A 21,256-nucleotide genomic window follows, 5' to 3' on the forward strand; every position below is an offset into this window, starting at 1 on the left:
TGGAACATCTCTTGTTTAATAAGTAATTAAGTTAATTATATCGCATAAATAAGTTTAATTTCGCAATTATACAATAATAAAATAAATAAGTTGTTATTATTATCACCATTAGGAATGAATATGACTACACGGAAAGAGCCAATTTGGGGTCTAGTTTGTCTTATTAGTTTTTTTCAACTAAATCTTTAGCATTATCGGCTGTTACTGCAAATCCTATTAATGGAAATAGTCCTCGTTTTATTAGTTCAATTGAAAATAATATTCAATCCAATAAAGCATTTAATTATTTTGGTGTCATCTATAATGGAAACACCTATTTTTATACAGGTGATTTGAACACAGCATTAGGCTCAGATGTTTCAACTAAAACTCCTGAAAGTTTAGGTTTATTAGCAGCAATTAAACAACCAGAAAGCTCTGAGGTTATAGATGTTGATGGTGATGGAGATATTAAATTATCAGAGGACAAGGATAACCCAGTTTCGCTGGAATGGTATTACGAAGACGAAAATAATAAAGAAGTTAAATTAACAGACGATCAAACAAAAACGACATTTGAAAAATTAGTAAAAAGTGGTATTTATCCTTATATTAAAGTTAGTGGTGGGGTAGCTTTAACTACAAAATACGGAGTTCCAAATTTTCAAAATTATCCAGATAGTAAGATTGCTATAACAAAAACACCTTATCGAAATTTTAATGTACAAGTAGGTGGTGAAGCTATCAAATATGCTAGTCCACATATGCTTTATAGTGCTACAGCTTATTCTTGGGGGGATAGATCTGTTTTTGATTGGGTAGACTGGAATGGTTTTGTAGCACAAAATGATTATTTAAATAATTTCCCTTCAGTTGGTGCAAATGGTCTCTTTTTCTATTTAATTACCGAGAATATTGATAATTCATTAAGCACAACAAAATGGATCGTAAGAACATCGGATCCTGATAAAGGATCACCTGGCGCAATTACAGCGACAGTTGCAAAGTCAGAGGCTCCAAGAGCAGTAGTTGTAGGTGGTTTTAAGGCTTATGATGCAAAAAATATGGTTCTGGTTACGTTAAAAGGTCCTGATTCCTCATCTAAAGGTGCTAATCGAGCTACAGCACCCAAAGCGAATTTACCTGTTGATATTGAGATTATAGGCGAAACCAAACAAGGAGTAATGCTTAGTTACAGTTTCCGAATAACTAAATGGTTTATCAATAGAGGAGAATATATTGATAAACTTCAAGAACAAAAAGATTGGTGCAATAATTTAGGTGATTATAAATTAGCATCTCTAAGAGAGCTGAGTAATGCCAACTTTCTGCTTCATCAAGATAAATATGGTAATAATCCTGATAACTACTACAAAAGAGCGGTACATGGGGGATTAATTACTGAATGGGGGGGATTAGCGTATTATCAAGGCGATAAATTTCATAACCCAACCTATGGTTGGACTAGTGATTTTTCTAAGTCTACGGGTGATCCTATTTATATCAATATGAATGATGCTGCACTAAATGGCGATAGAGATGATCAGCATCCGTATTACGCATTATGTAGTTCTAAATAAAGAAGTTAAATTTGTGGTTAGCTCTATTAAATGTTAGCCAAGCTAAAAATATCCCAATAACTAGCAGTTATATTTTTTGGGGAGGATATAAAAGGCTCAGAATTGCAACAGAAACAAGGATAGGTATATAATCACTACTTTGCTTAAAATTGTTAAAAATACCATGATGAATAAACAAATTAGCCATATTATAGCCAGTGAGTTAGCCGTAAAGTCAGAACAAGTTCAAGCGGCGATTCAATTATTAGATGAGGGTAGTACCGTTCCTTTTATTGCTCGTTATCGAAAAGAGGTGACAGGTGGGCTTGATGATACCCAATTACGTACTCTTGATAGTCGATTGAGCTATTTGCGAGAACTTGAAGATCGTAAGCAAACAATTTTAAAGTCTATTGAAGAACAAGGTAAATTGACATTAGAATTAAGTAACAGTATTGCACAAACGCTTAGTAAAACTGAACTTGAAGATCTCTATTTACCATATAAACCTAAACGCCGTACTCGAGGTCAAATTGCCATTGAAGCAGGGCTTGAGCCATTGGCGGATGGCTTATGGCAGAATCCCATGCTTGATCCTGTAATTGAAGCCGAAAAATATATCAATTCCGATAAAGGTATTACTGATACAAAATCAGCAATGGATGGAGCTCGTTACATTTTGATGGAGCGCTTTTCAGAAGATGCAGCATTATTAGCAAAAGTGCGTCATTATCTTTGGAATAATGCTCATGTAGTTTCACAAGTGGTGAGTGGTAAAGAGGAAGAAGGAGCTAAATTCCGAGACTATTTTTCACACAGCGAGCTGATTTCTAAAATACCATCTCATCGTGCATTAGCAATGTTTCGAGGGCGAAATGAAGGCTTTTTACAACTCTCCTTAAATGCTGATCCGCAATTTGAAGAAGCGCCTAAAGAGAGTTATTGTGAACAAATTATCACTGAATATCTAGGCGTCCATTTTAATGAACAGCCAGCAGATAAATGGCGCAAAGCTGTGATTAATTGGACATGGCGCATTAAAATTCTGATGCACATGGAAACCGAATTAATGACAACATTACGTGAGCGAGCAGAGGAAGAAGCGATTAATGTATTTGCTGCCAACTTGCATGATATGTTAATGGCTGCTCCAGCAGGTATGAAAGTTACTATGGGCATGGATCCCGGTTTAAGAACAGGTGTAAAAATAGCTGTTGTTGATGCAACAGGTAAATTAGTTGCGACTGAAACGATTTATCCTCATACAGGGCAGGCAGATAAAGCAGCTATGGTTATTGCCGCACTTTGTATTAAATATCAAGTTGAATTAGTGGCCATTGGTAATGGTACAGCTTCACGCGAAACTGAACGTTTTTATCTTGATGTTCAGAAGAAATATCCAGAAGTGAAAGCACAAAAAGTGATAGTAAGCGAAGCAGGTGCCTCGGTTTATTCTGCATCAGAACTAGCAGCGCAAGAATTTCCTGATTTAGATGTATCTATTCGTGGCGCAGTATCAATTGCACGTCGTTTACAAGATCCATTAGCTGAGCTTGTTAAAATTGATCCTAAATCGATTGGGGTAGGGCAATATCAGCATGATGTTAGCCAAACTCAGTTAGCAAAAAAACTTGATGCTGTTGTTGAAGATGGTGTTAATGCGGTTGGTGTGAATTTAAATACTGCTTCGATGATGTTACTTGCTCGTATTGCTGGACTTAATAAAGTAATAGCCCAAAATATAATTAATTGGCGTAATGAAAATGGACAATTTACGGATCGTCAACAATTATTAAAAGTGGCACGCTTAGGTCCTAAAGCATTTGAACAGTGCGCTGGATTTTTACGTATAATGGATGGTAAAAATCCTCTTGACGCATCGGCCGTTCATCCAGAAGCTTATCCAGTTGTAGAACGAATTTTAGAAAAAAATCACAAATCTTTAAAAGAAATTTTAGGTGATACAAACTATTTAAAATCACTTAAAGCAATCGATTACGTAGATGATCATTTTGGTGTGCCAACAGTTACAGATATTATCAAAGAGCTTGATAAACCAGGCCGAGATCCAAGACCTGAATTTAAAACTGCGCAATTTGCTGATGATATAGAAACGATGGAAGACTTAAAAATAGGTATGATTATGGAAGGATCTGTTACTAATGTAACTAATTTTGGCGCGTTTGTTGATATAGGTGTGCATCAAGATGGTTTAGTACATATTTCTGCTTTATCAGATAAGTTTGTTGATGATCCAAGAACTGTGGTAAAAACTGGTGATATAGTCAAAGTTAAAGTGATAGAAGTTGACATTTCTCGAAAACGTATCGCTTTATCAATGCGATTAGATGATCCTGCATCGCCAAAAACTGATAATCGAAAATTCATTAATGAACGTTCGGTTAACAATACTAAAAAACAACACTCTTCTTCAATGACTAATAATGTCATGGGAAATGCATTTGCAACTGCATTTAAAAAGAATAAATAATATTTTTCTAATTTAAGGGACAATTGTCCCTTTTCTGCATTTAGAACCATTTAGTCAAAGCTACCTAATAGCGATCTACTCAATATAGAACTGAACCATATAATTAACGTCAACTCAGGTTTACTTTTTACTTAATGTAATAGTATTATCGGTTATGATATAAAGTATTGTTAGTATTAAATAACTCTATTATTTATTAAAAAAGGATGAACAATAATAATGAAAAAATATTTTTACTTAGCTCTACTGACATTAATGGTTATTTTAACAGGATGTGATAAGAGTAAAACTAAATTGAAGAACGACATTGAAGCTGCACTACAAGTTCAAGAAAAACCTTTTTGTTTTTATCTAGGTAAAGTAACATTTCCTTATCTTAAACAAGAAATTAATTATCCAACTCATGAGCGGGCAGATGTATGGGTAAATAACGAATTAAATCGACGATTAGAGATTTTTTCTAGCTTGGGTTTATTAGAGTACTCATTAGATGTCGAAAATCAAACGAAGCGCTATCATTTAGCTAAATTAAACAGTGAAACTGAATTTAAAGAAGGTAGTTTCTGTTTTGGAAAAGTAACTTTAAATAAATTAGGTGTTTATGAGAATAGAAAAGATGTAAATACTTTTATAAATGTAAGTTATACAGTTGAAAAGATCCCTTCATGGGTAAATAATGATATTTTTCAGCAATACTTTTATTTTCACCAAATAAATACAAATAAACAATATGCTAACTCTGACTATAGTTATCCTAGTTTAATTAATAAGCAATTCCCTAATGAATTAAGATCTAGAATCGAGCTAGCTAAATCGGTAAATGGTGAATTTATCATTAATGATAAAAATTCTATTAGAAAATCATTTTTTTATAATATAGATAATGATAACTCAGATTTGCAACATTTCACCTATGCATATTATGATGCTAAGAAAGCACGTAACCTAAGGAATTATTGTATCAAGTATAAACAACAGATTAATGATTGGGGCAAAGAGCCTGATCCCGTACTATTTGCCAAAGTTAAACCTTCATCAAATTTAGCTCGTTCAACTAACTTAGTTGTAATGTATTATTATTTTGATCATGCTCTTACTCAAAATAGAATTAAATCAACAAAAGGCACGATAAAAGATAAATTGTTAGACAGTTACGCAAAATCACTTAATCGAAATAGAGAAGTAACTTTCGAAATGAATTTTGATAATAATGGATTAGTTTCTAATTTTGTTGCGACTTTCAATCAAGGTAATTATAAAAATAAGCGTATTATTAGTTCTTCTGAAGATATAAAAACAGAGGTAAAAACCTGGAAATTCTATGATCATTTTACAATGTCTTTACCTAGTAAAAATCAAAATCATTTTAATCCATTAGCTACAGATGATTACGAAAAAATAGATTTATTTAATATTTTTCAGACAGACTACAAAAATAAATTTATCCAAATTGGGATAGATTCAGATGAACTTCAATCCGTTTCTGTAAGTTACGATCCTCAAGACAGGATACTCTCTCTTGGAGATCATATGACATTTCAATACGATAAAAATAATCAGTTAATTTCGACCGTGATTGATGAAAAACAATATATAATGGAATATAACAAACAAGGGCAGCTAATCAAAATGAAAAAATATATTAATTCTAAGAAGAAAGCATCGCTTGAATGTTATTTTTCTGGGCATAATGAAAAAGGTGATTGGACAATTAAAAATTGTGATGACTATAAAATCACAACCAGAACAATTGAATATTATGAATAGTTTTCATAATATCATAATTGTTAATATATAATGATATCCTAAAACAGCTATAAAGCATCGATAAAATTGACCTGCCATTTATCGATGCTTAAAATTCACAAGTAATACCATTACAAATAAACATTAGGTAATATAATATGTTGTAGGCTATGCTGTTTTAATTGTTCTGCAAACAGTTCTACTTCGGGTCTACTGGCAGGTGGCCAGTTTTTAGCGATACCATATACACCATGATTATGAAAAGCATTAATTCTTATTTGAATATTGGGATCTAAATCAATCAAAAAGTTGGCAATATTTTTAGCATTATCCTGTAGATCCGTTTGTTTAGGAATAATTAAAAGTCTTACCTCATATAGTTTTTTTATTTTTGCTAGATATTTAATCGTTTCTTTTACTCGTTGATTGTCTCTTCCCGTTAACTTTTTATGCACATCATTATCCCAAGCTTTGAGATCAATCATTGCGCCATCCATCACATTTTCTACTTTTTGCCACCCTGTTTTAGTTAAATAACCATTGCTATCAATAAAACAGGTAAGGTGCTTTAAATCGTTAGATTGTTTGATAACATTGAATAGCTCTTTAATAAAGGGTAACTGCATTGTTGCTTCTCCACCACTTATGGTAATACCATTTAAAAACGGTAGATATTTCCGGATAGTGATTAAAATATCATCTACACTATATCTATAAGTCATTGGTGATGAAGAATGCTTACAAGTATTAATACAAGTATCGCATTGCTGACAATTTGAAGTTTGCCATATAACTTTATTGTTACTAAAACTTAATGCTTTATGTGGACAAGTATCAATACATTGGCCACAATCCTTACACAATGATATCGTATAAGGATTGTGGCAGTTTAAACAATGAAAATTACATCCTTGTAAAAATATAACTAGTCGACTACCAGGTCCATCTACACAAGAAAAGGGTAAAAGCTTATTAACGATTGCCCATGACTTGCTCATGACTGATTACTCGTGGTTTTCGACATAAATAACTATTATTTTCGGTATTTTCGGCAGCTTCGGCCCCTAAGAAAGTAGTATTAATTCGCGAACCTTCTTTTTTATACCTTTTAATATCAGATAATCTCACCATATAACCTGTAACTCGAACAAGATCATTACCACTGATATTGGCAGTAAATTCGCGGAAACCAAATTTGAAAGCAGCTTTACAAATTTGTAGCAAGGCTAGGGGATTATTTTTTATGGTCTCATCAATTGTTAAAATATCACTAATACCCGAAGTGAAATACTGGTGATGTTTATACAGAGCCATAATATGAGTGACAGGATCGGGTTCTTGCCCATATGGTATTCTTAACCCGGGTGTTGTTGCTCTATCTATACTAATGCCTGATTGTGAATGCAGCATTGCTTTCCCTTTCCAAGCATAATCTATTGTATGGTTATCAATAAATTCGGCAATTAATTGTGTAATAGTTAATGCAAGTTCATTAGCTTGTTCATCAAAACCATAACGTCCAGCTAAATTTGTTTTTTCTTGCAAGATATTAACTGCTTCGGCCATTCCAAAGATACCAAACATTGGTGCAAATCGTTTTGGATCGATTAAACCTTCTTCAACTAAAAAACTGCTGTTAAAAAAGTTCGATTTATTGTAAAGAAAGTTTGACCTTGCTTGAATAAGATTGAGCTGCAATTGACAGTAGTGAGGTAAGATATTTGACAAAAAGTCTTCTATATTTTTACTACGTACTGCAACTTCTTTTAAATTGATTCGTGAAAGCGTGCTTCCTCCTCCAGCAACAGGTAGTGAATTATAGCAACTTACAACACCGTATCCTTGGCCATCAAAATCTTTTTGGATCAAATTATTGTTTGCAATATGGGGTTTACTTGTTTCACAAATATTTTCAATTGTCACTAATAATAATGATTCTGGTGTAATGTCTTCATCATAGATAAAGGTTAAATTTGGAGCAACTTGTTTGAGCTCTCTATCTATACGTAAGATTACCCGACAGATAATATTATCGGTTGGTCCAATGTTTGCATGCATAAATGCATCAGGTAAATTACGATCAAGCATGATCCAAAAATGCTTTAATCGCTGATAAATTTCATCTTCAGTAAGATTACCAACGTAAGGAAGTAAAATTTGATCTAAGCATCCTAAATAAACAGGCATACCAGTTACTGAAGGAATATGATGATAGATGATGATAAGCAAATTTAATGCATCATCAAATGTTTCAGCTGGATTAAGTTCTAGCCACTGTGATCCTTGTTTTAAAAATTTTACATAATCAGGTAAAACATAACGAGGTTTATAAGGTGCGTGACCTTCGTACATATCACAAATAACGCGGTCATTTAAAGCTTGTTGTGTTTCTTCATCCAGATCTACATAAGGTAAATTATTTTCTGCTGCTAAGGCGAGCAAATTTGATTTTTGTTTGGGTGACAAATTAGGGTCTGTCACAATATTATAACAACTTTGTTGAAATTCGGTCATGCTCATAATTATCTCAATATTTATTTCTCAATAATAAATTGTTTTGGTTCATAATCAGACGCAGTAATTGGCGAATGAGTCTCAAAATATTGTTTTACAACATCGGCATCGCGATAGCCCGTATCAACATAAGTCGATGACGTATTGGTTATTGGATAGCCGTCTCCACCTGCGGCTAAAAAGTCGAGTGTGGCAATACGATAGTTTTTTTGTAAATTGATCGGTTGATCATTAATTTTTATATCTTCAATATTGTTCCCATTTCTTGTTAGGTTTATATTTTTCAAATGTGCATATCCACCCGAACCTTGTTTTTTACTTAATGCAACTTTCAGATAATCAATTAATTCACTGCCAGTTAATTCAAAGTAAACTACACTATTACCAAAAGGTTCTACTTTTAAAATATCACGATAGGTAATATTACCTTCAATTAACGAGTCACGAATCATCCCCCCAGACATAATGCCAACGTCTGCATCGGTTTTTTCAACAAAAGCACTGAGTAATAGTTGTCCCATATTGCTTTGTTGGTATCTAACAACATCTCGACTGCCTTCTAATCGCCCTTTTAACTCGCCACTTTTCACTAACAACTGCTGTTTACCTAATTCTTGATAAGACCTCAAATTTTCAAGTAAGGATTTATCTTGAGGAATTTCTTGCGTGTAATATTCAAGGCGTTTGGTACTGTTACCATTATCAACCTCTTTTTTTAGGTTAATAGGAATTAATTGGTAATTTTTTAACGTGATTTTGCCATTTAAGAAGACAAAATCTGCACGTCCAACATATTTCCCCCATTCGTGGGCCTGCACTATCCATGTGCCATTTTGTTGATCTGGTGCACAAGGTGTACCTGGTACATATTCGGTAATACGTTTATTAGGACTAGCCATACACACAGGGTTTTGTGAGTGTCCTCCCACTATCATATCTAAATCGCCAGTCTGTAAATTTCTGGCTAATTCAACATCACCCAGTGCCATTGAGCCATGTTCACCATTTTCATAATGCCCCATATGAGTGACAGCAATAATCATATCTGGGTTTTCATTATCTTTTAACTGTTTAATTATTTTTTGTGCTTCGGGTACGGTTTGTCGAAATTCGACACCTTCCGTATTTTTGGGTGAAGCAAGAAAAATGGTATCGTCAGTGGTTAAACCAAACACAGCAACTTTAATACCATTCAAATAAAACATTTTATAGGCATCAAATACACGTTTATCTGTGCCTTTAAAGTAAGTGTTTGCCGATAAAAAAGGAAATTTTGCCCATTTCTGTTGCTCACGAATAATAGTCAAAGGATGATCAAACTCATGATTACCAACAGCCATAGCATCGTAACCAACCGCATTCATGCCAATAAAATCAGGTTTGGCTTGCTGTACATCAGATTCAGGGACACCAGTATTAATATCACCACCTGATAGCAGCAGTAATTTCCCTCCTTTTGCCGTAACTTCTTTTCGAATTTCATCTACTACGGTTTTTTGAGCAGCAAGCCCATACTCACCAATATCATTTTGCCAAAAACGGCCGTGGTGGTCATTGGTATGTAAAATAGTAAATTGATAAGACTTGTCTTTTTCTAAAGTTGGAACTGATGAGCTTTTTGTGGAAACAGCGGCCATGCAAGAGGCTGAAAATAGCCCCATACAAACAAGTAATGATAGCTTTTTATTTAATTGATAATGCATGGTATCTCCTAAATCATTATATAACAGCTATTATCCTGTAATCACCTTGTAAATAAGTTGAGGCTCAGTTGCGTTATCGCTAATGGTAATATTGTCATATAATTTTTGCTTGATAGTATCAAGCTTATCAGTATTGGCGTGTATCGTTAATAAAGCTTCACCTTCAGTAACTTTGTCGCCTACTTTTTTATGTAACACGATTCCAACAGCTGGATCAATAATATCTTCTTTGGTTGCACGACCAGCACCTAATTGCATTGCAGCGATCCCAATTTGATCTGCGATAATTTTTGATACATAACCTGACTTAAGGGCTGGTAGGGCAATTTGGTAAGGTGCACTAGCCAATTTTTCAGGATGATCAACGACCGAACTATCACCGCCTTGTGCTTCAATTAGGGTTTTAAACTTCTCGATAGCTTTACCATTTTTAATGACTTCTTGAAGTTTTATTCTGGCTTCTTCTAATGTTTTTGCTTTATCGGCAAGTACAACCATTTGACTACCTAATGTTAAAACCAGTTCGGTTAAATCTGCTGGACCATTACCTTTTAACGTATCAATTGCTTCTTTTACTTCAAGAGCATTACCAATTGCAAAACCAAGAGGTTGAGACATATCCGAAATAATTGCCATGGTTCTACGGCCAATTTGGTTACCAATATTCACCATTTCATGAGCTAATTTTTCAGAATCCGCCATATCTTTCATTAGTGCACCATCACCTGTTTTAACATCAAGAACAATAGCATCAGCGCCAGCAGCTAACTTTTTACTCATAATTGAACTTGCAATAAGAGGAATAGAGTTAACAGTACCTGTTACATCACGTAACGAATAAAGTTTTTTATCTGCTGGGGTTAAATTGCCTGATTGACCAATAACGGCAAGCCCTTTATGATTAACTTGATCGATAAAATCTTGTTTACTTAATTCAATTTTAAATCCTGGAATTGATTCAAATTTATCGGTAGTGCCACCAGTATGACCTAAGCCACGTCCAGACATTTTAGCTACTGGTACATCTAAGGCGGCCACTAAAGGAGCAAGAACTAAGGTTGTTGTATCGCCCACACCACCAGTTGAATGTTTATCAACTTTAATGCCTTTGATTGAAGACAGATCAACAGTATCGCCAGAATACATCATCGCCGAGGTTAAATCTGCGCACTCTTTGGAAGTCATACCTTGATAATAAATTGCCATTAATAAAGCACTAACTTGATAATCGGGGATAGTTCCATTGGTATAATTAGTGATAAAAAATTGGATTTCATCAGTGGTTAATAAATTGCCGTCACGTTTTTTTTCTATAATATCTACAAATCTCATTACTATTCTCTCTTACTATCAATAAATAAAATTAGTGTATTGCTTTGTTTATACAAAATAAATTTTAAGTCATGATTATTATTTTTTATTGTTAAAAAATAATGTTAATCAAGATCACTTGGTGAAAAAGACCAAGGTAATAATTCTCCAACTGTTGTTTCTTGAATTTTTCCCTGCATATTGGTCAAAATAACAGGCATATCTTTAGCGCAAAACTCACTAATAACTTGACGGCAAGCTCCACATGGTGAAATTGGCCCATCAGTAGCTCCAATTACCACCAATTTTTTAAATTTTGTTTTACCTTCAGAAACCGCTTTAAAAATTGCCGTTCTTTCGGCACAATTTGCTAGTCCATAAGATGCGTTTTCAATATTACAACCTAAAATTGCTTCATCATCTTCAGTAATTAGCACGGCACCAACCTGAAATTTAGAATAAGGTACATAAGCTTTAGAACGGGCTGTTTTAGCAAGTTCAATCAGTTTTTCAATTTTCATATGAATAATCCTTTGAGTCGTAATAATTTTAATTAATTTTTAGGTTGGGTATTAATTGGAGACTGTAAATCTATCTTATAAACACCAAAACCAGATGTATCTGTATCGATAAAATGAATAGGGTATAGTGAATGTTTCTCGATATAGGTTTTAGCTTCATCTGTTGGTGATGATTCAAAGCGAATATCTAATTTTGTATTGCTAGTAATTGGGGAAATTTGCCAATTATTATCGACGGTAACATTGGTTATACTATACTTTTGGGTGGTATTGGTAATGTAAGCGGAAAGGATGACTCTTAAATCATCGGGAGAATTAAATTTGACATTTTTTTCACCAGTACCTGGAAATATACCACTATAAGCACGATAATTATTGGTGGCAATTAAGAATTCTTGGTTAGGAACAATTGTTTTTTGTTGATAAGTCAGATTCCTAATTCTTTCAGATGTAGGGTTAATTAACTGGCAATTTGCATCATAACGGGGTGGCTTTGTTATATCTATTTGATAATTCACCCCATCAATAATATCAAAATTATAGGTTCTGAATTTATCCCAATTAATTAAATATTGTGGTTGTGATGAATTAGTATTAATTTGATTATATACACCAGCTGAACACTCTAACCACTCTTTGACATATTTACCTGTAATTTTCACAGCAGACAAAATATTAGGATAAAGGTAAATATCTGCAGCATTTCTAAACGACAAATTACCTGCTTTCACATCAACAAAAGCGCTAGGATCGTTTTTCCTGCCGCCAGCTTTAAATGGTGCAATGGCCGATAAAATGGGCAAACCATCAAGATCAGGATCCCCTTTAATAAACTGCTTAACGTAATCGATTTGTGCATCATTAATAATTTGTAAGGCAGATGTATCTTCAACCAATGCTAGATAGCTCGTAATATTGGTTGAAACTTTACCTATTGGTTTACTAACAAATTCGCGTGTTCCTTGGTGATCTTTGCTTAGAATATCGACGATATTTGGGTCGGCTTTAACAAGTGCTTTTTTAGTTTTTATATCATAGATTGGTCTAGCTTCTGATTTACCTGAAATCACTTGCCAATTTGCTTGTTCGCCTTCAAGAACTAAGTCAACTACTCCTAAGTGGCTACCCCAATGTCCGGGCATTACAGCTGGGACATGATTAATATTGCCCGTTTTAATATCTGTATTAGGTAATGATTTAAACGCTTCACTTGGAAACACGCTATGAGCATGACCAAACATAATGGCATCAATACCCTCTACTTGGCTCAAGTAGTAAACCGAATTTTCAGCTAATGCTTTATAAGGTTCAGTTGAAACACCAGAATGTGGAATAGCAATAATAACATCAGCGCCTTGTTTTTTCATTTCAGGGACTAATAGCTTGGCTGTTTCTGTAATATCTTTGACGACAACTTTGCCATCAAGATTAAGTTTGTCCCATTGCATAATTTGTGGAGGCACAAAACCAATATAGCCAATTTTAATAGTGTGTTTATTGCCGTTTCTATCAATAACAGGAGTATCTAAAATAATATATTGTGTAAAAAATGGCTTTTGAGTTTTGGCATCATAAACATTAGCGTTAATGTAAGGAAATTTAGCCCCAGAAAGACTTTTTTGCAAAAATTCCAATCCAAAATTAAATTCGTGATTACCAATATTCCCCACAGTATAATCAAGCGTATTAAGTGCTTTATAAACAGGATGAATATCGCCATCATTAAGCCCCTTATTTACGGCATAATCAGCCATTGGGCTGCCTTGAATTAGATCACCATTATCAACAAGAACACTATTTTTTACTTCACTTCTTGCTTGATGAATTAAATTAGCAGTTTTTACTAATCCAAAAGAATCAATAGACTGATCTTTGAAATAATCGTAATTCATCATGTTTCCATGCAAGTCGGTTGTTTCAATTATCCTTAAATCAACAGTTGCAGCATTAACAACGCCAGATATAAATAGGGTTAAAAAGGGTAAAGTTAACTTATTTTTTTTCATGCAAATCTCCTATTATTCTGACAAGTAAATTAGTTAACGGGTATGGCTAGTAACAGTTTCTGATACTCTAAAAATCGTTCAATGATTGCTGGATGATATTTTTTGTCATTAATAAATTTTTTAAGTAATTGTCTATCATCAGATGAAAAACATAAAAGAACTTGCTCAGTTAAACGACTTTTAACCGTATCTTCAACAAATGCGGCTTGAATGCCACATAGTGTTATATCAAGCAATTCTAATCGTAAAAATGCAAATATGGATTGGGCGATACTATATTCTTTTTCAATATCAGTACCAAAAATCCCTGCATCATCTGTATTTAAAGTAATGCGAACTCCTTGGTCATAAAGTTGCCTTATTGGATGTTGATAAATATCGCCATGCAATTCATTCACTAAAATTCGATTACTCGTTAAAGCAATTTCTAATGTAATTTTTTTTTCGACCAGTTCACAAATAAGCGCTTTGTTTTCAATGGCACGAATGCCATGACCAATTCTGTTTGCACCGTGTTTAAGAGCTTGAATAATACTCTCATCTGAATCAATTTCGCCAGCATGATACGATTTTTTTAAATTCATCTGAGTAGCCAGCTTATGTGCATCTTTAAAATCCTTAAAATGCCCAACCTTTTCGTTACCAGCAATATTAAATCCCGTAATAAAGGGGTGATGATTTTGCTGAATAAAACGCAACGTATCATAAACAACTTTAGCGCCTAGGTGTCTAACACCAATAACGTGATATCTAACTGTAATATCATAATCGTTTTGTACCTTTATAATTGCTTTGTCCATGTGGAAAAGAGTTTGATTGAACCTTTCTTTATCCCAAATTAATTTTCCATTCACTTCGGTTGTGCAAATATGATAAGGGGATAAAAATAGTTCACAATAAATTAACCCTTGTTTAGCATTTCTATAAAGAAAATCATAAGTAATAGAATAATAATCTTCAGGATCTTTTAGAAAGCTAGAAACGGTATCATATGTATTAATAAATTCTTCAAATTTGGACTCGTCATACAAATATCTACCATTTTTATATTCTTTGGCATTGTATTGACCAGATTGGTAACATAGTGTATTAGGAAAAGGAATATTATTTTTTTGAGCTAACTGGTGAGCCATGGCAGGGGTAATGCTGCCTTCAACATGTTCGTGCAATATAACTTTAGGTATCATTTGATCGTTCATTAGGTATTTAATCTATTTTTAAATGAGATAAATTGGCTTTAATAACATTGCTTTTACTAACAATGATATCAAAAGCTTATTAAAAAATTTTTAATAACATGTATATCATCGTCAATTGGGTTATTTTAACTTGATAAGATACTTATCTGCTATATCTTTTGCATCACTTATTTATATTTTTGTGCGGTAAATCAAATTTTTACGATAATTTATTGTTAGTAAAAAAGGCAACAAAATGTATTGTTGCCTACATATTGATTAAGTGGGAAAAAGCTTCAGCACACAATGAATAATTAATAAATGATTTAAACGGTTTTTGGATTAGGCTTTTCGTTTTTAAAAATCAACATAAATACAATTGCTAAAACCAAAGCATAGCCGGCAAAAATAAGCCAAACTGTTTGCCATTCAGTAACATTTCCAGTTTTATAATAATCGACTACATAACCACTGCCTACCGAACCTAAATAAGCACCGAACCCATTAGTCATGGTCATAAATAATCCTTGAGCACTATTACGAATAGTTGGCGATACCGATTTTTCAACATACATTGAACCAGATATATTGTAAAAGTCGAAAGCACAACCATAAACAATCATTGAAAGAAGAAGTAATACAGAACCGAAAAGAGATGGATCGCCATAAGCAAATAAACCAAAACGAGCAACCCAAGCAAGCATACTAATAAGCATAACATATTTGATACCTAAACGTTTCATGAAGAAAGGTACAAATAAGATAAATGCGACTTCTGACATTTGAGAAATAGACAACAGTATAGAAGGGTATTTAACCACTAAACTATCAGCATATTCAGGGAATCTTTCAAAATCATGTAAAAATGGATTACCAAAAGTATTGGTTATTTGTAAAATACCACCTAATAAAACCGCAAATAGAAAAAATATAACCATTCGTGGTTGTTTGAATAAAACAATAGCATCTAACCCTAATGCGCTAATGATGTTTTTTTCTTCAGTTTTATTTTTTGTTGTTGGAATCAATGGTAGCAAGAATGAATAAAGGCTGAGTAATAAAGCAGATGCAGCTGCAATATAAAGTTGCATGCTACTCAGTTCTAATTTTAAAAGACTCACAAGCCACATAGCAACAATAAATCCAATGGTGCCAAAAATTCTGATACAAGGGAACTCGGTAATAACATCAAGTCCACGTGATTCTAAGCAAGAATAAGCGATTGAATTTGAAATGGCGATGGTTGGCATGAAAGCTAGGCAATGAATCAATATCACAATCATCATCATGAAAGGAGATGTTACAGAAGCCGCAATAAATAGTGTTAAAGCACCAATTAAATGACAAAGCATATACAAACGGTTAGCAGGTATCCATCTATCCGCTACAATCCCAAGTAAGCCAGGCATAAATAAAGATGCGATACCCATTGTTCCGTATATCGAACCTACTTCAAGACCAGTAAATTGTAATTTACGTATCATATAAGAACCGAGAGTTATTAACCAACTTCCCCAGATAAAATATTGTAAGAAAAATATAACCCTAAGTTTAAAATGAATATTCATTTATAATTCCTTAATAAACAAGATTTACTATAATCTAATATCTAAATATCAATAAAATAATTATTTGATCAAAATAAAAAATGGCAGATTAACCTGCCATTTTTTTAGTTTTGATTTAATAAAACAGACTCCAGTGCAACAGTGATCATTTCTTTGAACCCTAATTGTCTTTGTTCTGCTGACATTGCTTCGCCTTTTCGGATATGATCTGAAACCGTACAAATGGCCAGTGCTTTTGCACCATATTCAGCCGCAACGCCATAAATGCCAACAGCTTCCATCTCAACGCCTAAAATATTGTACTTTTCCATAATATCAAACATATCAGGTTCAACACTATAAAAAAGATCAGCAGAAAAAAGGTTACCAACTTTAACATTTACACCCAATTTTTTAGCTGTATTAACTGCATTACAAGTTAAATCAAAGTCGGCGATAGCGGCAAAATCATGATCTTTAAAACGTAAGCGGTTAACTTTTGAATCAGTACAAGCACCCAACCCAACAATAATATCTCCTAAGTTGACATTAGGGCTAATTGCGCCACATGAACCAATACGAATGATGTTTTCAACGCCATAAAATTTAATTAGTTCGGTTGTATAGATTGAACAAGATGGAATACCCATTCCATGCCCCATAACTGAAACCTTTTTATCTTTGTAATAACCAGTGAAACCCAACATGGATCTTACATTAGTAACTTCTGTTGCATTTTCTAAAAAGGTTTCTGCAATGAATTTTGCTCGTAGCGGATCGCCGGGCATTAAAACGGTTTTTGCAAAGGCATTATCAACAGCATTAATATGCGGGGTAGACATTAACTTCTCCTGGTATTTGTTTTGAAATCGATATTACTTAAACTTAAATTATTTATTTTTTTATAAAAGATTTACCGTAATCCATTGGCGATAAATCAAAATAATCGGCAACACTCTGTCCTATATCGGCAAATGTTTCACGATGACCTAAAGAGCCAACAGGCACACTATCTCCGTAGACAATGACAGGTATATGTTCGCGAGTATGATCGGTACCTGACCAAGTTGGATCACAACCATGATCGGCGCTAATAATAAGCAGATCGCCAGGTTGGATAAGCGCTAACATCTCAGGAAGACGACTATCAAAATATTCTAAAGCAGTGGCATAACCTGAGACATCGCGACGATGCCCATAAGAAGAGTCAAAATCGACAAAATTAGTAAATACAATCGTATTATCTTTAGCCTGCTTAATTTCTTCTAGTGACGCATTAAATAAAGCTTCAAGACCGGTTGCTTTTACTTTTTTGGTAATTCCAACTTGTGCATAAATATCGGCAATTTTACCAATTGACACTACGGTACCTTGTTTTTCATCAACTAGTTTTTTAATCATCGTTGGTGCTGGTGGTTCAACAGCAAGATCGTGGCGGTTACCCGTACGCACAAATTCGCCCGCTTTTTTACCAACAAAAGGTCTAGCAATAACGCGGCCAATGTTGTAATTACCTTTATTTAGCTCATCACGTGCAATTTCGCAGACTTCATAAAGTTTATCTAAACCAAATGCCTCCTCATGACATGCAATTTGGAATACAGAATCAGCAGAAGTATAAAAAATTGGCTTGCCAGATGCTATATGTTCTTCACCAAGTTCATCAAGAATGACTGTACCAGATGAGTGACAATTACCGAGGTAACCAGGAAGTTTTGCACGAGAGACAATTTTATCTAAAAGATCTTGAGGGAAGCTATTAGTGGTATTAGTAAAATAACCCCAGCCAAAAAGAACTGGCACGCCAGCTAATTCCCAATGTCCTGATGGAGTATCTTTACCTGAGGAAATCTCGCTTGCATAGCCATATGAACCAATAATTTCACCTTCAGTTTGCATACCTTTAGGATAATGACCAGTTGATTCATACGCCGCTTCGATTAAGCCTAATTTGCCTAAATTAGGTAAATTTAATGGACCACTACGACCATGCTCAGCTTTACCTAAAGCACAAGCTTCAGCAATATGTCCTAAAGTATCAGCACCCTCATCGCCATATTTATTTGCATCTTCAGCGCCACCGATACCAAACGAATCTAGGATCATAATAAAAACTCTTTTCATAATTTCCTCTAACTAATAAGCAAAACTTAACTTGTGTACAATCTTTTTTATTAGAATTCTGGTTATAATTTATAAAAACATCGCTTAGTTAGCTATAATACACGATAACAAAAAACAAAAAAGATTTAAGCGTTGCTTTAGCTGAATATTTGTATAAATAATGTGATTAATTTGATCTTAGTCATATTTTTGTATATCAAAAAATTTATAAAACATTTTTTTAAGTGTAGAAATTAATCATGCTGTTTACACTATTTTGAGAAAAAAACGTAATGAATATACATAAAAAACAAAACATTCCTATAGCGACGTGAATATCTATTGTTTAAAAATAAATTATAATTTTACAAAATCACCTTGCTCATAAACGAAATTGGAAATCGAAAAGAGTTATACGAACGTTAAATGGAGATGTAGTATAATCGTCAAACCTTTAGATATTCAAAATATAGAAAATAAAGGCTTAAATGATTTATCAACCATAATAATACAGTTAAACCCATAAAGCGATTTTCGGAAGAAAATGCCTTATGGGTTTTTAGAGGATTATTTTAACTATGAAGTATAAACAATCTGGTGTTTCCCTATACCTAAATTTTCCAGCGTTTTTATGCTTTTGGTCAGTTTGGTTGCCATTTTTCTTAGTTTGTATTCATCATTTTATATTTACCTTATTTTTTACTCATTAGAGTAGTTTAAAAATTAGGTAAATACACAAATTTATTTACATGGGCGTATTCTGTTAAATTTACTCTATTCCAAATCAATCAATACCTAGCACCATTCGCCCATTTTTAGTTGCCACATTAATCACATTGTCTAAATCGGTATAACGGCATCCTGTTACTAACAATTTAAGTTCTTCCCACATATTACCCGTTGAAAATGGTAACATATAATCACTAACATTATCCGTGCCAATAGCAACCGGAATACCAGCAGCAGCCAGTTCATCAACAGGGGTTAATGAGTTACGAGTAGGGCCTTGTTCTTCACGGCGAGGGCTATCGATCCAAGCAAAAGGGCAAGCAATAACCATCATTTTGGCCTCTTTCATTTTTTTGTAGAGTTTTTGGCGATATGCTAAACTATGTGCAGTGATAGAAATGCTATGGATAGCAACAACTCGCCCGTGCATACCATGCTCAAGGGTTTTATCGGTAAGTTGTTCTGTTTCGATCTCATCTTGTGAGTTAAATTGGTCAACATGTACATGCACCATTTTGCCTAGTGATTTACCTGTTTGCATTAACACGTCAAGATGTTTAAGTCCCATACCTTCACCATGATCACGCTCATCACGACGTGGTAAACCGCCAATAATATCAACTAAATCAGCCCCTTTATCAAACCAATAACGTGCTTCTTTATCAATAACACCTTTAAGTGTTTGATTAACTAATTTTATGGTGATGTCATTTTTATAAGTTTCTCGTGCTCTTAAGGCCCCTTTAATTGCTCGCTCTTCAGCAATAGGATCAATATCAACAAACGATCCCATGGCACTTACACCTTGCTCAATCATACGTTCAACCGCCATACTAAAATGACGATAGTAATCATCTTCACTCATTGATGCTTTGACTTTATCTAATGTATCCCATTTTTCAATTAAAGTCTGTTTTTGATAGACATCAAAGCTATCAACCGAAATAGTAAAAGCACGATCAGCATGCATATGTGCATTAACCCATCCGCCATTTTGCTTAATATTATTCATTAAATAGGCTTTTAAACTTTGGTCTCTTGTGGTTAATAACATGTTTTTATGTTCAATCATAATATGCCTCTACAATTCAATCATTTTAAATGAAGTTGATAAAATCGGGCGCAATAGGCAAAAAAAATCCCCCAAAAAGGAGGATAAAATGGAATCAATAATATTAATGATTAAGATTACTGAGTTACAATTGATCATTGCGCCTACACCGTGTCGATAAAAAACTGCAGAAATTCTAACCAAAATATTTTTAATAGCAAGTACTATAATTTATAAAATGTATAAATAAATGAAATGGTTAAAGTATTATTTTTTAGATTTTTTACTTCAAAAAATAGTTTTTAATAAAGTTAATTACCAATAAAATAAAAAATAAAGTTATAAATAGTTATTTAATAAAAATAATTTGTTGTCACAAAAATGAGATTATTAACATTAAATACTGCTTTTGGATATTAGCAGTAGCAAGCGTATACTACACAAACACCTTATTTTGAAATATAGGTAGTCTACTGACATGAGTCAATTAAATATTATTGCCACAATCACAGTTAAACCAGAATTCTATGACGCATTTCAGCCAATTTTTAAACGTCTAGTAGCAGGTAGTTGAGCTGAAGCAGGCTGTTTACGCTATGAACTTAATCTCAAAGTATAGATAATTCAAATATCTTTATAGTGATCGAAACATGGGCATCACAGCAGGCAATTGATTTTCATAACACAACGCCATATTTTGTTGAATTTGCCAACTTTGCTAAAGATTATACTGATAGATTAGAGATAAATATTGCCAAACAAGTAATATGAATTAAAGGATGATAGTAGTTAACATTTGGGGGTAGCTACTATATTAA

The 21,256-nt window shown here is 33.5% G+C and carries 15 protein-coding genes; 4 read left to right on the plus strand and 11 right to left on the minus strand.

The genetic code is table 11. From position 1 onward, the window contains the following. Positions 1-332: 332 nt before the first annotated feature. The 3 genes from A9G37_RS08570 to A9G37_RS08580 all read left to right on the plus strand — a co-directional run bounded on the left by A9G37_RS08570 (position 333) and on the right by A9G37_RS08580 (position 5,796). Entirely contained in the window at positions 333-1,559 is a 1,227-nt protein-coding gene (locus A9G37_RS08570) for a hypothetical protein (RefSeq protein WP_065575253.1), read from the plus strand. A gap of 163 nt (positions 1,560-1,722) precedes the next feature. After that, positions 1,723-4,029 carry a Tex family protein gene (locus A9G37_RS08575; protein WP_065575265.1) on the plus strand — a complete coding sequence of 769 codons (2,307 nt, stop codon included), beginning with the start codon at positions 1,723-1,725 and terminating at the stop codon, positions 4,027-4,029. 219 nt (positions 4,030-4,248) lie between these two features. Then, complete coding sequence (locus tag A9G37_RS08580) at positions 4,249-5,796, plus strand: hypothetical protein (protein WP_065560327.1); 1,548 nt, start codon at positions 4,249-4,251, stop codon at positions 5,794-5,796. A 110-nt stretch (positions 5,797-5,906) separates the two neighbouring features. Here the strand turns inward: A9G37_RS08580 and A9G37_RS08585 are convergent, their stop codons facing one another. From A9G37_RS08585 to A9G37_RS08635, 11 genes are all read right to left on the minus strand, one after another. Then, positions 5,907-6,773 carry a YjjW family glycine radical enzyme activase gene (locus tag A9G37_RS08585; protein WP_065575254.1) on the minus strand — a complete coding sequence of 289 codons (867 nt, stop codon included), beginning with the start codon at positions 6,771-6,773 and terminating at the stop codon, positions 5,907-5,909. Further along, a complete protein-coding gene (locus A9G37_RS08590) occupies positions 6,748-8,295 on the minus strand; it encodes a YjjI family glycine radical enzyme (RefSeq protein WP_218059353.1) in 1,548 nt (515 codons plus the stop codon). The genes A9G37_RS08585 and A9G37_RS08590 overlap by 26 nt, the downstream gene beginning before the upstream one ends. A gap of 14 nt (positions 8,296-8,309) precedes the next feature. Continuing rightward, positions 8,310-9,992, minus strand: a complete 1,683-nt coding sequence (ushA, locus tag A9G37_RS08595) for a bifunctional UDP-sugar hydrolase/5'-nucleotidase UshA (protein ID WP_141671137.1) — start codon at positions 9,990-9,992, stop codon at positions 8,310-8,312. A gap of 30 nt (positions 9,993-10,022) precedes the next feature. Next, a complete protein-coding gene (locus tag A9G37_RS08600; protein ID WP_065575255.1) occupies positions 10,023-11,324 on the minus strand; it encodes a pyrimidine-nucleoside phosphorylase in 1,302 nt (433 codons plus the stop codon). Positions 11,325-11,428: 104 nt separating this feature from the next. Continuing rightward, on the minus strand, positions 11,429-11,830 hold the full coding sequence (locus A9G37_RS08605; RefSeq protein WP_442903147.1) for a cytidine deaminase: 402 nt from the start codon (positions 11,828-11,830) through the stop codon (positions 11,429-11,431). A 26-nt stretch (positions 11,831-11,856) separates the two neighbouring features. Then, positions 11,857-13,830 carry a bifunctional 2',3'-cyclic-nucleotide 2'-phosphodiesterase/3'-nucleotidase gene (locus A9G37_RS08610; protein WP_065575257.1) on the minus strand — a complete coding sequence of 658 codons (1,974 nt, stop codon included), beginning with the start codon at positions 13,828-13,830 and terminating at the stop codon, positions 11,857-11,859. Positions 13,831-13,859: 29 nt separating this feature from the next. Next, the gene (add, locus tag A9G37_RS08615; RefSeq protein WP_065575258.1) at positions 13,860-15,029 is read right to left on the minus strand and encodes an adenosine deaminase; all 1,170 of its coding nucleotides are present in this window, start codon (positions 15,027-15,029) and stop codon (positions 13,860-13,862) included. Between the two features lie 305 nt (positions 15,030-15,334). Next, a complete protein-coding gene (locus tag A9G37_RS08620; RefSeq protein WP_034911041.1) occupies positions 15,335-16,576 on the minus strand; it encodes a nucleoside permease in 1,242 nt (413 codons plus the stop codon). A gap of 104 nt (positions 16,577-16,680) precedes the next feature. Then, the gene (gene deoD / locus A9G37_RS08625; RefSeq protein WP_065575259.1) at positions 16,681-17,397 is read right to left on the minus strand and encodes a purine-nucleoside phosphorylase; all 717 of its coding nucleotides are present in this window, start codon (positions 17,395-17,397) and stop codon (positions 16,681-16,683) included. Positions 17,398-17,449: 52 nt separating this feature from the next. Next, entirely contained in the window at positions 17,450-18,679 is a 1,230-nt protein-coding gene (locus tag A9G37_RS08630) for a phosphopentomutase (protein WP_065575260.1), read from the minus strand. 763 nt (positions 18,680-19,442) lie between these two features. Further along, complete coding sequence (locus A9G37_RS08635) at positions 19,443-20,459, minus strand: amidohydrolase family protein (RefSeq protein ID WP_218059354.1); 1,017 nt, start codon at positions 20,457-20,459, stop codon at positions 19,443-19,445. Between the two features lie 594 nt (positions 20,460-21,053). Between A9G37_RS08635 and A9G37_RS12590 the strand changes: the two genes are divergently transcribed. After that, complete coding sequence (locus A9G37_RS12590) at positions 21,054-21,209, plus strand: putative quinol monooxygenase (protein WP_141671138.1); 156 nt, start codon at positions 21,054-21,056, stop codon at positions 21,207-21,209. Positions 21,210-21,256 lie beyond the last annotated feature (47 nt).

The organism is Gilliamella sp. GillExp13 (assembly GCF_001690815.1).
Taxonomy (GTDB): Bacteria; Pseudomonadota; Gammaproteobacteria; order Enterobacterales; family Orbaceae; genus Gilliamella; species Gilliamella bombi.